This window comes from uncultured Marivita sp. (assembly GCF_947488135.1).
Lineage (GTDB): Bacteria > Pseudomonadota > Alphaproteobacteria > Rhodobacterales > Rhodobacteraceae > Marivita.
On record NZ_CANKYW010000004.1, the window covers coordinates 162,440 to 175,012 of the forward strand.

The 12,573-nt window shown below is 62.5% G+C and carries 11 protein-coding genes; 2 read left to right on the top strand and 9 right to left on the bottom strand.

Annotated elements, in window-relative coordinates:
• Positions 1-11 precede the first annotated feature (11 nt).
• Positions 12-923 (bottom strand): MBL fold metallo-hydrolase, encoded by a 912-nt coding sequence (locus Q1B16_RS13410; protein WP_299789904.1) that lies wholly within the window; start codon positions 921-923, stop codon positions 12-14.
• Positions 924-1,016: 93 nt separating this feature from the next.
• On the opposite strand from Q1B16_RS13410, the gene Q1B16_RS13415 reads away from it, so the two are divergent.
• Both Q1B16_RS13415 and Q1B16_RS13420 read left to right on the top strand, forming a co-directional pair.
• On the top strand, positions 1,017-2,315 hold the full coding sequence (locus Q1B16_RS13415; RefSeq protein WP_299789457.1) for an ATP-binding protein: 1,299 nt from the start codon (positions 1,017-1,019) through the stop codon (positions 2,313-2,315).
• Between the two features lie 154 nt (positions 2,316-2,469).
• Positions 2,470-2,916: an acyl-CoA thioesterase gene (locus Q1B16_RS13420; protein ID WP_299789460.1), complete on the top strand. Its 447-nt coding sequence runs from the start codon at positions 2,470-2,472 to the stop codon at positions 2,914-2,916.
• A gap of 2 nt (positions 2,917-2,918) precedes the next feature.
• Here Q1B16_RS13420 and Q1B16_RS13425 read toward each other — a convergent pair whose 3' ends face one another.
• The 8 genes from Q1B16_RS13425 to Q1B16_RS13460 all read right to left on the bottom strand — a co-directional run bounded on the left by Q1B16_RS13425 (position 2,919) and on the right by Q1B16_RS13460 (position 12,404).
• On the bottom strand, positions 2,919-5,129 hold the full coding sequence (locus Q1B16_RS13425; RefSeq protein ID WP_299789463.1) for a PAS-domain containing protein: 2,211 nt from the start codon (positions 5,127-5,129) through the stop codon (positions 2,919-2,921).
• Positions 5,116-6,312 carry an FIST N-terminal domain-containing protein gene (locus tag Q1B16_RS13430; RefSeq protein WP_299789466.1) on the bottom strand — a complete coding sequence of 399 codons (1,197 nt, stop codon included), beginning with the start codon at positions 6,310-6,312 and terminating at the stop codon, positions 5,116-5,118. Before Q1B16_RS13430 ends, Q1B16_RS13425 begins: the two co-directional genes overlap by 14 nt.
• 42 nt (positions 6,313-6,354) lie before the next feature.
• Complete coding sequence (locus Q1B16_RS13435; protein ID WP_299789469.1) at positions 6,355-7,038, bottom strand: response regulator transcription factor; 684 nt, start codon at positions 7,036-7,038, stop codon at positions 6,355-6,357.
• A 122-nt stretch (positions 7,039-7,160) separates the two neighbouring features.
• Positions 7,161-8,450 carry a branched-chain amino acid ABC transporter permease gene (locus tag Q1B16_RS13440; protein WP_299789472.1) on the bottom strand — a complete coding sequence of 430 codons (1,290 nt, stop codon included), beginning with the start codon at positions 8,448-8,450 and terminating at the stop codon, positions 7,161-7,163.
• Positions 8,447-9,457: a branched-chain amino acid ABC transporter permease gene (locus Q1B16_RS13445; protein ID WP_299789475.1), complete on the bottom strand. Its 1,011-nt coding sequence runs from the start codon at positions 9,455-9,457 to the stop codon at positions 8,447-8,449. The genes Q1B16_RS13440 and Q1B16_RS13445 overlap by 4 nt, the downstream gene beginning before the upstream one ends.
• A 46-nt stretch (positions 9,458-9,503) precedes the next feature.
• Complete coding sequence (locus Q1B16_RS13450) at positions 9,504-10,334, bottom strand: ABC transporter ATP-binding protein (RefSeq protein ID WP_299789478.1); 831 nt, start codon at positions 10,332-10,334, stop codon at positions 9,504-9,506.
• On the bottom strand, positions 10,331-11,110 hold the full coding sequence (locus Q1B16_RS13455) for an ABC transporter ATP-binding protein (RefSeq protein WP_299789481.1): 780 nt from the start codon (positions 11,108-11,110) through the stop codon (positions 10,331-10,333). Before Q1B16_RS13455 ends, Q1B16_RS13450 begins: the two co-directional genes overlap by 4 nt.
• A 97-nt stretch (positions 11,111-11,207) precedes the next feature.
• Entirely contained in the window at positions 11,208-12,404 is a 1,197-nt protein-coding gene (locus tag Q1B16_RS13460; RefSeq protein WP_299789484.1) for an ABC transporter substrate-binding protein, read from the bottom strand.
• Between the last annotated feature and the right edge of the window lie 169 nt (positions 12,405-12,573).

Genomic DNA, 12,573 nt, shown 5'->3' on the forward strand with positions numbered 1-12,573 from the left:
TGCATCGCGCGTCAGGTCAATTCAAAAGGTGCGTCCGCGCTGAGGTGTTCGACAGGCGAAACCCGGTTTTTTCCATAGAGATCAATCAGATGTGCCAGAACGTTGCGCGCGGCGGCTGGCATCAGGGGCGTCGGAGTGTCGGTATAGATCCGCTGTGCAAGCTCTGTGCTTGTGGCGGGGCCGGTTTCAAGCGCCTCGAGCACGGCGGTCTCGCGGGACAGGCGGTGACGGATCAGCCAGTCCAGACGTTCTTGCGGGGCGGTGATCGGTGCGCCATGGCCGGAATGGAAGACCGACCAGGTGCCGTCCCGCAATCGCCGACAGGAGGCCATGAAATCGGTCAGGTCGCCATCCGGGGGAGAGACAAGCGAACTGGCCCAACCCATGACGAGATCGCCGCAGAACAGGGTGGTGTCCCACGCAAAGCTCAGGTGATTGCCGAAATGGCCCGGCGTGTGGATCGCCCGCAGGGACCAGCCCGCGCTGCGCAGTTCGTCGCCATCGGCCAGGCAGATGTCCGGTCGGAACGCCGCATCCACACCCTCACCGCCGCCGACAAGGCCACTTTGGGCCAAGTCCTGCATGACCGCGCTGCGGCCGCCTTGCGCGTCGGAGAAGGCATAGATCGGCGCATCGACCCGCTCGGACAGTGTCTTGGCGAGGGGAGAGTGATCGACATGCGCATGCGTCACGCAAATCGCCGTGACCCGCGCGGATCCGATGGCATCCAGGATGGCGGTCAGGTGCTGCATGTCCAACGGGCCCGGGTCGATGATGGCCAGGTCGCTCTCGCCCAGAAGATAGGTGTTGGTGCCGCGAAAGGTCATCGGCGACGGGTTGGGGGCCAGAACGCGGCGCAGGCCCGGGGCCAGCGTTTCGGCTGCTCCGGGGATGGGACGGAAGTCGGGTTGGGGATCGCGCATCATGCCCAACAAAGCATCAGCCCGCCCCAGGAATTGCAATCCCTGTCGCGCCGGGCCGTTCCGTTTTCCTTTGGGCTGGAGTAGCGTGGCCGCATGACATTCGACTGGCTCAAACGCTACATGCCACGCGGTCTTTACGGCCGGGCAGCACTGATTCTGATCCTGCCGGTGGTGGCGTTGCAACTGGTTGTCTCGGTGGTGTTCATCCAGCGCCATTTCGAAGGCGTCACCGAGCAGATGAGCCGCGAAATGGCGCGGCAGATCAACACCGCGCTGGATCCTGATTGGGTCGATGAGCCTGCGATCGCGGAGGCGTTGAACCTCGATTTCCTGCCCACCACGCCCGATGCTGTGCCCGCGCACAACCTGCGACGGTGGTACGATTTTTCGGGCATCGTGGTCATCCGGACATTGCAGAACAACGTCATCGGGTTCCAACGTGCGCATCTCGTGGATGATTGGACGGTGTTCGTCTGGGTTCAGCGGGATGACCTGCCGCTGACGCTGATCGAATTCAACCGGGAACGGGCGTCCGCATCGAACCCGCACCAGTTGCTGGTGAACATGGTGGTGTTCGGTGCCTTGATGACGCTGATCGCCTACCTCTACCTGCGCAACCAGCTGCGCCCGATCACGCGGTTGGCGCAGGCGGCCGAGGCGTTCGGGCGCGGGCGCAATGTGCCCTATTCGCCCTCTGGTGCTGTCGAAGTACGTGCCGCCGGTCACGCGTTTCTCGACATGCGCGCGCGGATCGAGCGGCAGATCGATCAGCGGACGATGATGTTGTCTGGGATCAGCCATGATCTGCGCACCCCTCTGACGCGCCTGCGTCTGGCCGTGTCCATGCTCGCGGACGAAGATCGCGAGCCTTTGGAACGCGATATCGACGACATGCAGAAGCTGATCGACGCGTTTCTGGATTTCGCCCGCGGCAATGCCGACAGCGGGCAGCCCGAAGCGACCGATATCCCGGATTTCATCCAGACAGTTGTGGACGATTGCGCGCGATCCGGCACGCCTGTCACGCTGAAGGAGGCGACAGGGCAGGGTACGGTGATGTTGCGCCAGATGGCGATGCGGCGCGCGATCGAGAATCTCATCGGCAACGCAGAGCGCTATGGTACCCATTGCGAGGTGTCGGTGGCGCTTACCGACAAATCTTTGCGGATCCGGATCGAGGATGACGGGCCGGGCATCGCCTCGGATCAGCGTGATGCGGCGCTGCGTCCTTTCATCAGGCTCGATCCCGCGCGCAACCAGGACAAGGGGTCGGGTGTGGGGCTTGGCCTTGCCATAGCGGCCGATATCGCGCGGGCGCATGGCGGTGTCCTGCGACTTGGCGAAAGCGACAGCATGGGCGGCTTGCGGGCCGATATCGTGATCGCGCGGTGAAACAATCTTGCGTGGAGCAGGTGTTGCGACCTACGTCCTGCCGCGCAAATAGGCGTCGGAAACGAAACATGTTGAAAACGGCATCGCTTTTCTGAAATACATGGGAAGCCCGCATACTGCGGAATACAGAACGACTTGCACAGGATGTCTCGGGATGCCGGCATATCACTATGTACACGACATCATGCTGCGCGATTGCGAACCGTCCGGCATCGTCTTTCTTCCGCGCTATTTCGAGATGGTGCACACGGTCATCGAGAATTGGCTGGACGAGGCGCTGGATTGGCCGATGAGCCAGATCCAGGGGAGTGACGGGCTGTCCCTGCCATTCGTGAACATCAGCGCTGAATTCCCGGCGCCGAGCCGTTTGGGCGATCGTCTGACATGGCGGTTGTCGGTGCGCGAATTGCGTCGCAGCAGCATGTGGCTCGAACTCAGCGCGACCACCGGGGCCGAGACCCGCGTGTCGGTGACCGGAACCCTTGTCCTGTCGGAAGCAGTCGCTTTGCGCACGCGGCGCTGGCCTGAATCGATCGCGGAGCGGGTGAAGGATTACCTTGTCGCGCCGGATGCGAAATCGAACAAGAAAGTCGCGGAATAAACCTATCCCGCGATGTTTCTTGCCGCGGTGTACAGAAACTCGACAAGTTTGGTCCGGTCCAGAGGTTTCAGAAGAAGGTCGATCTCCAACCGCTTGGTTTCATGGCGCAATTGGGCAGACCGTTCTGCCGAAACAATAGCGCAGGGCAGGCGACCCAGGCGGCGCGTGAGTTCTTCGTAAAGCTCGGTTCCTGATGCGCCGTCCCCCAATTGATAGTCCAGCAAAAGCGCGTCCGGCGTGATTTGAAGGTCCTCCATCAGATCGAGCGCGGTTTCGGCGTTTTCGCTTTCGATCACGCTGATCCCCCAGCTTTCGATCAGGATCGACATGGCCCGGCGCAGTTGCGGATCGTTTTCGACCAGAAGCACGATCAGACCGGATTCCATCAGACCCAGCTTGGGCGAATTGCGCAGCGCAGGCGACTGGTTCGGCTTGGCCTGTCGTGCGATCGGTACGTTGAGCATGAAGCAGGATCCGCGACCGGGTTCGGACCACAGGCCCAGCGGATGACCCAATCGCGCGCAGGCACGCTCTACGATGGCCAGGCCCAGCCCAAGCCCGTCATTGTTGCTGGCGGTGGTGTCCAGCCGGCGGAATTCCTCGAAGATCGAGTTCTGGTCCTCCTCCGCGATACCGGGACCGGTGTCCCAGACCTCGATCCGGACCGAATCCCCGTTGCGTCGGGCTCCAACGACGACGCGTCCATGATCGGTGTAACGGATCGCATTGGTCAGCAGGTTCTGCACGATTCGGCGCAGATAGGACGGATCGGATTCCACGACATGCGAGCTGTCCACGATCCGAAGCGTCAGACCCTTGCGTTCGGCCAGAAGCTCCATCTCGTCGCGCAGGGGATCGAAGATCTCGCGCAGCGCCACCGGTCGGATGTCGAAACTCAGCCCGTCGGTTTCCAGTTTCGAGATGTTGAGCAACGCGTCGATGATCTGTTCGGCTGCCCCGAGGGCCGTTTCGGCCTTGGCCAGCACCGCCTGTTCATTGGGGGTGTCGATCTTGTCGGACAGCGACGCCATGAACAGCTTGGCCGCAGAGAGGGGCTGCAAGAGGTCGTGGCTCGCCGCCGCCACAAACCGCGATTTGGAGGCGTTGGCACGCTCGGCTGCGCCCAGCGCGTCCTCAAGCTCCAGCGTGCGCTCCATCACGCGCTGTTCGAGGATCTCGTTCAATTCGTAAAGCTTGCGCGCCGCCTCGCGTTCGGCGGTCACATCGGTGCACGAAATGACAAAGCCTCGATCCGGCATGGCCCGGCCAAAGATGTGCAGGATCACCTCATTGCCGCGTTGCACTTCGAAGGAGACGGGCTGGCGCAGACCATCGGACACCGCCCATCGCCGGAAAGACGCGCGGTCTATCCCGCGGGTGAATTGAAAAGCGTCGTCCAGATCGTCCAGCAGACCGATGAAGGACGCCCCGATCCGCAGTCGGCGTGCCGGGATCGACAACAGAATGCCGAGCTTCTGGTTCCAGCCCACGAGACGCGCGTTCTCGTCGAAAATGCAGACCCCCTGGTTGAGGTGATCCAGCGTCGCGCGGATCATGCGGGTCTGCTTGTCGCGCAGCTTGGCCTGTTCCTGCCGTTCGATCCGCATGATGTCGGTGATATCGGTCTGAAGAACCACCGTTCCGCCGTTGGCGGTGCGATGCTCTGACACCTGGAGCCAGCGATCATGGGTCAATTGCACATTGAACATGACGCGCCGGTCCATGTGCCGCTGACGCCGCATCTTGGCCCAAGTGTTGCGGTCCTGATGGTCGGGCAGGTTCAGATAGGCCGACCGGCTGACCCGGTCGACATAGCTGTCAAAGGCAAGTCCGGGTTTCAGATCGTTCGCCGTATCCCGGAAATCGCGGCAAAAGCGCGAGTTGCACATCACGAGGTAATCGTCGGGATCGAACAGGGCGAAGCCTTCGGAGATCGTCTCGATCGCGTCGGCCAAGTTGCGCCGCGCGGCTTCAGTTTCCTCGTTGGCGCGGGCCAGTTGCCCGTTGGCATCGTGCAGAAGATCGAGCGTGCGTTCCAGTTCGAGCGTCCGTTCGCGCACCCGCTTTTCCAGCAATGCCGCACGTTCGAACTGCGCATAGGCCGCACCCGATTGCGACGTGCCGTATTCGACGCGCCGCATCAGGCTGTCGGCGATCTTGAGCAGCTTTTCGTTCTGACGTTCCAGGCTGTCGCTCGGGTCAATCAGGGACACGGGTCGCCTCGTCGGTTTGGGGTGGGTAGATGGCCACGCCCGTCAGAGTCTGGTTCACATGCAGCCCGCCGATCTGTTCGCCGTAGGTGGAAAAGCCGACGACATGATGCGCGCTCAGAACATCCGACACCGCGCGTGTTTTCTGAAGCCGCCCGGCTTCGATCCGGCGCAGGATGCAATCGCAACCCAGGATGAAGTCAGGCTTCTCGTGTTTGCCCAGATCACTCAGCCCCCGATCCAGGTGATCTACGATATCGTCATGGGTCGCGAGGGTCAGGACCATGCCTTCGTTGATGGCGGAAAAGAACACAAGATCGTGGTTCTCTTTCACCTGCTGAATGGCGCGTACGTGATGCGCGTCGCCCAGCCGTACGACGACCGGGTGTTCGGCGAAGGTGAACTGGTCAAGCTGGTTCGGATCAAGGCCAAGAAGCCGCGCGTATTCCAGCGCGGCGGGTTCCGCGTTGATCTCGTGAACGATGCGTTTTTCAGGCGAGGCGGAGGTCACCACCATGCGCTGATCGGTGGGCACGAGATGATCGAGGCTGAACACCCGCACCGGGCGGTCACAGCGCACTACAACGACGATCGCAGCGTTTTTCATCACGACGCCGTTGCGCGCCAGCCAGGTCTGGCCGAACCGCGTCCCGTCGCCAGAGGAACCCCCGAACAGCTGGGTCGGGCCGAGACCGGCGGACAGAAACGCCGTCAACTGCTCTTCCCGCAGGCTCAGCCCGTCGACCATCAGGAACGCGAATTCCGAGGTCCAGTCCGGTGAGCCCTGGGCAAGCGAGAGGCGCGTCTCGATCAGCGCGCCTGCAATCTCTTCCTCGTCCAGAAGATCAAGATTATCAATTGCATAGCTGACGGCCTTGAAGTTCCCGGAGCGGAAGGCAACCGCGATGATCTGGTCGTCCTCGTATCCGGCCCGCCCAATCTCCCCGGCCGTGGTACAGCCCACGACATCTGCGCCTTCGAAAAGGTCCGAGGTCGCGGCGACCAACGCGTCGAAATCCGCCTCCGGGGACACGAACAGGCAGACAAGCTCGAACGGTCCCGGTCCAAGTTGTCTGGCTATCTGGTCTGCGGGGTCGGGGGCGTCACAGCGCACCTGTGCAACTGCGATGACCTCCTGGGCGGTCTCGGAACGTTCGGTCTCAGGAAAAACCCTGCTTCCTTCCACGCTTTGGTTCCCAAGTGTTGGCTGTCAGGGATGATAGGAGGATCACGTGTCGTTTGGCAAGACTCGGTTGAAGCGCGCCTCTTGCGCGATCAGCACCGCCTGTGTCCGGCTGTGGACACCCAGCTTTCGCATGATGGCAGTGACATGCGCCTTCACCGTGGTTTCCGCGATGGACAGGTCGAACGCGATCTGCTTGTTCAGCTTGCCCTCGCAGATGAGGTTGAGGATGCGCGCCTGCTGGTTGGTCAAAGAGGCCAGCCGCGACAGCGCCTCTTCGGGGGCATCGCGTTTGCTGTCCTGTCCCTGCGGATCGATATAGCCGTCCGGCGCGAAGGATTGCCCCTCGCGCACGGCATCGAAGGCTTTGCGGAAGACGGCGCGCTGCGAATGCTTGGGCACGAACCCGTCCGCACCCGCCTTGAGCGCATGGGAAATCATGCGATTGTCGGCCATCGACGATACGATCAGAATGGCGGATTTCGGGGCGGCGGTGCGCAGGCGGACCAACCCGTCGAGCCCGTTCACGTCGGGCAGGTTGAGGTCCAGCAGGATCAGGTCAAAATCCGTCTCGTCATTCACCTTGTCCAGCGACGCGGACAGTGTTCCGGCGGTCTGGATCTCGGCGAAATCGGCGATGGACCGGAGCGTGAGCATAAGCGCGTCGCAGAACAAGGGATGGTCGTCCACCACCAATGCGGTCAGCGCTGCTGTCGGGATGTCTCGCATGGGCCTGCTCACTTCTGTCCTTCGTGCGGCAGACGCGGCGACCATCTGCCATGTGCTGACAGGTTAGGAGGTTCCGCGCCTCACGTCACTTGTCGAAAGGTCTCATAAGGCGCGGGACACCGTCAACGCTCGGGCAGAAGGCCCCTTGGGTTGAGGCGCAGCACCAGCAAGAGGATCACGCCCATGGTCAGGAGCCGCATGTGCTGCACGCTGTCCATCAGGTGCGCCTTGAGCCAGGACCCATCGGCCATGCCTGCCGTGATCACCGACATGAGCAGCTGTCCCATCGGTTCGACCTGCACCCAAAGGAACCAGATCAGGAACCCGCCCAGAACCGCGCCGAGGTTGTTGCCGGACCCGCCGACGATCACCATCACCCAGATCAGGAAGGTGTAGCGCAGGGGCTGGTAGCTTCCCGGGGTCAGCTGTCCGTCGAGTGTCGTCATCATCGCACCCGCCACGCCGCAGATGGCGGAGCCGAGAATGAACACCTGCAAGTGCCGCGCGGTCACGTCCTTGCCCATCGCGCGGGCAGCGGTTTCGTTGTCGCGGATCGCCCGCATCATGCGGCCCCACGGGCTGTTGAGCGCCAGCTGCGCCAGCACCAGAAGCAAGATCAGAACGGCGGCGAAGAGCAGCCCGTATTCGATCTTCACGTAGATCGTGGATGCGGTCGTGGCATCCATCCTGAACCCCGCCGCGCGTTCGACGAAGGCCGGGTCGTTCTGCAAATCCACCTCGTACGGGACGGGCCGGGGCAGGCCGATTACGTTCTTGACGCCGCGCGCCAGCCAGTCCTCGTTCTTGAGGATGGCGATGACGATCTCGGCGATGCCCAGTGTCGCGATGGCAAGGTAATCCGACCTGAGGCCCAGCGCCGTCTTGCCGATCACATAGGCCGCGCCTGCCGCCAGCAACCCGCCGACCGGCCAGGCCAGCAGCACCGGCAGACCCAGACCTCCCAAATAGCCAGTCAGCGCCGGATCGACCGCTTCCACGGACTCCACCGCCGGGTCGAGCACCATGCGGTAGACGACCAATCCGATGAGCAGCACCGCCGCCGTGCCCCAACCGCGCAGCTTGCCCGATGTGCGGGACCACACCAGAACCGCCGCCACGATGGTCGCAGCGCCCAGCACCAGGCCCAGAAGGATACTCCCACCGCCTGCCTGCCACGCAGTGCCCACCGGGGGCATGGAGATCAGAACGACCGCGAGACCGCCCAGGGCCACAAACCCCATCACGCCAACGTTGAACAGCCCCGCAAGGCCCCATTGCAGGTTGACGCCCAGCGCCATGACCGCGCTGATCAGGCCCATGTTCAGGATTAAGAGCGCCGAGTTCCAGCTTTGCAGAAACCCGGTTCCCAGAATAAGCCCGGCCACAGCCGCGAAGAGCAGAACGGTCCTCATAGCGATTTCCCCCGGAAAAGGCCGGTTGGCCGGAACAGAAGCACGATCACGAGGATCACGAAACTGACCGCGAACTTGTACTCCGTGCTCAGGATCTGCACCAACCCGTCGGGTTCAAGCGCGGGCGGCATGAAATAGGTCAGCACCTTCTTCCAGGCGTAGGTGATCCCCACTTCGGAGAATGCGATCACGAAGCCGCCCGCGATGGCACCCAGCGGATTGCCAAGCCCGCCCACGATGGCGGCGGCGAAGATCGGCAGCAGAAGCTGGAAATAGGTGAAGGCCTTGAACGACTTGTCCAGCCCGTAGAGCACACCGGCGACGGTCGCTAGGGATGCCACGATCAGCCATGTCACCAGCACCACGCGTTCGGGGTTGATGCCGGACAGAAGCGCCAGATCCTCGTTGTCGGAAAAGGCCCGCATGGATTTGCCGGTGCGGGTCTTGTTGAGGAACCAGAACAGCGCCGCCACCACGACCACCGCCGTGACCACGGTGATGACCTGCGTTGTGCGCAGTGCCAGTCCTTCCTCCAGTCCCGTCATGTCGCGGAAGGTGCGCGCCGAAATGACGAAACGTTCGCCGTCTGCAAAGCGGTAATCGTCAGGGCCGATGATGATCCGCGTCAGCCCGTTATAGATGAACATCACGCCCATCGACACGATGACCAGGATCACCGGTTTCGCCTTCTGCGCCCGGTAGAATTTATAAACGTATCTGTCCGTCAACAGCACCAGCGCCGTCGCCCCCAGGATCCCGAACGGGATCGCCAGCAGCGCGGTGGGAAAGGGCCCAAGGCTGACCCCCATCGCCTGCAACCCCCAGGTGGTCAGCACGGCGAACATGGTGCCCACGGCCATCGTGTCGCCATGGGCGAAATTCGAAAACCGCAGGATGCCGTAAATCAACGTCACCCCAAGAGCGCCCAGCGCCAACTGGCTGCCATAGGCAATCGCCGGGATCAGCACGAAATTGGCCAGCGCCACGAGGCCATTCAGAAAGTCCATTGCGTCCGCCCCGGCTTCTTCTTTTCAAAAATATGCAAATCCATACCTATCCACCCAAGAACGACCGGCGCACATCCGGGTCGGCCAGCAAATCCTTGCCCGTTCCGGAATAGCCGTTTGCACCCTGCACGAGGACATATCCCTTATCGGCAATCTCCAGCGCTTGCCGGGCGTTCTGTTCCACCATCAGGATCGAAATGCCGGTGCGCGCCACTTCGATGATCCGGTCGAAGAGTTCATCCATCACGATCGGCGACACGCCCGCCGTCGGCTCATCCAGCATCAGCACCTTGGGCTGTGTCATCAGCGCCCGACCCACGGCGACCTGCTGACGTTGACCGCCGGACAGTTCGCCCGCCGCCTGATGGCGCTTCTCGCGTAGGATCGGGAAGAGCTCGTAGACCTGCTCCATCGTGGTGCGGAAATCGTCCTCACGGATGAAGGCCCCCATCTCGAGGTTTTCTTCCACGGTCATCGACGTAAAGATGTTCGAGGTCTGTGGCACGAACCCCATGCCATGCCGTACGCGGGCTTGCGGGGTCAGTTGCGTGATGTCCTGTCCGTCCAGCATCACGCGCCCCTCGCGCAGATCCAGCATGCCGAACACCGCCTTCATCGCCGTCGATTTGCCGGCGCCATTCGGGCCGACGATCACAGCGATCTCGCCGCGTTCGACGGCGATGGTGCAGTCGTGCAGGATGTCGGGGCCCGACTTGCCGTAGCCGCCGGTCATGTTCTCGCCGATCAGGAACGGCCCGTCGTGACCGGGCATCGGGTGGTCCTGCGTTCCCGTTGCCGTCAACGTGCCTTGCCCGTGCGGATTGGTGATCGACCGGTCTTTGTTGCCGCGGTCGTCCTGATACGGGTTGTCGCTCATCCGACCGCTTCCTTGTTCTTCAGGCCGGTGCCCAGATAGGCCTCGATCACGCGCTCGTCGGCCTTGATCTCGTCGATGGTGCCTTTCGACAGCACCTTGCCCTCTGCCATGACGATCACCGGATCGCAGAGCCGTCCGATGAAATCCATGTCATGCTCGATCATGCAGAAGGTGTAGCCGCGCTCCTTGTTCAGGCGGATGATCGCGTCGCCGATGGTGTTGAGCAGGGTGCGGTTCACGCCTGCGCCCACCTCGTCCAAGAAGACGATGCGCGCGTCGACCATCATGGTGCGGCCAAGTTCCAGGAGCTTTTTCTGCCCGCCAGATACCTGACCCGCCTTGTGATCCGCCAGATGCTCGATGGTGAGGAATTCCAGCACCTCGTCGGCCTTGGCGCGCAGCGCGCGTTCCTCGTTGGCGATGCGCTTGCGACCGAACCAGGTGTTCCACAGAGCCTCGCCCGTCTGGCCGCCCGGCACCATCATCAGGTTTTCGCGGCAGGACATGGAAGCGAATTCATGCGCGATCTGGAAGGTGCGCAGCAGGCCCTTGTGGAACAACACGTGCGGCGGAAGGCCGGTGATGTCCTCTCCACCCATAAAGACCCGGCCCGACGTTGGTGGAAGAACGCCCGCCACCACGTTGAAAAGCGTGGTTTTTCCCGCGCCGTTCGGTCCGACAAGCCCGGTGATGGAGCCGGTCTCGATTTCGAGAGTGGCGCCATCGACCGCGCGGAACCCGCCGAAATGGCGGTGAAGGTTTTTCACCTCGATCATCGTGTATCCCTGTGGCGGTCTGTCCGAACCCGCCTTTTATAGTGAAGCGGCGCGGGAAACCTCCCGCGCCGCTTGGCCTCGATCAATCGGGGACCGCTTAGCGGTAGCCGACCACTTTCAACGCGCCGTCCTCGACGGTGTATTCGGCGTAGGACCCTGCGGCTTCGCCCGGCTCGACCAGTTCGACACCGGTGGCGCCCTGGTAATCCACGTCGCCACCTTCGGCGATGATGTCGAGCGCCTTACCGAGTTCACCCGGAAGGATCGGTTCGCCCGGAGCATTGGCCACATGGAACACATGCGAGGCGTAGTCGCCCGGCTCTTTCGACCCGGCAGCCGCCATGGCGAGCAGCATCAGCGCCGCCGCGTCATAGGATTCACCCGCGTAAACCGATGTGCCGTCGATGCCCGCGGCGGTCGCCAGTTCCGCGAAGATCGCGCCACCTTCGTTGTCGGACCCCGGAGCGGTGCCGATCATGCCTTCGATGTCGCTGCCGAAGCGTTCGGCCAGCGCGTCACCTATCATGCCGTCGCCCATGGCGAACATGTCGAACGCACCCGTGTCGAGCGCGCCTTGGATGACGCCCGCGCCACCTTGGTCAACGTAGCCGAGAACGACAAGCGCATCGCCACCGGCGGACGCCAGCGCGCCGACTTCGGCGGAATAGTCCGCCTTGCCGTCTTCATGCGGGGCCGAAAGGGTGACAGAGCCGCCAGCGGCTTCGTAAGCGGCCTGGAACGCGTCGGCAAAGCCTTTGCCGTAGTCGTTGTTTGTGTAAGTCACGGCCGCGCTGGTGATGCCCTTGTCGACCATGATGTTGGCCAGCACTTCACCTTGGCGCGCGTCGGACGGCGCGGTGCGGAAGAAGAGGCCGTTGTCCTCGGCCGCCGACAGGGCGGGCGACGTCGCGGAGGGAGAGATCATGACCATGCCGTTCGGCACCGCCACGTTGGCCAGAACCGCGCCGGTCACGCCGGAACAGTCGGGGCCCATCATCGCGCTGATGCCGTCGCTGGTGATCAGGCGTTCCGCCGCCGCAGTGGCCGCCGCGCTGTCGACGCAGGTGGAATCCGCACGCACCGCGGACACGGTCGCACCACCAAGCAGTTTGCCGGTTTCGGAGACTTCGTTGATCGCGATCTCTGCACCTGCGGCCATCGCCGGGGTCAGGGATTCGATCGGTCCGGTGAAGCCCAGAATGATGCCCACTTTGACTTCATTGGAATGGCTGGCCGCGAATGCAGCACCCGCCATCAATGCGCCAGCCGCTGTGGCTGTCAGAAACTTTTTCATAAATATCACTCCCATGTTGGAACATCGCTGTGTTCTGGCGCAGACGATATTCAGATGCGGGGAAAAAGAAAAGACCCATCGCATCGGTGTGGTGCGGCGCTGAAACGCGTGATTTCAAATGCTTGGAGGCAGGGTTTGACGTGATGCGAATCTTTTTCGCCCGTCGCGC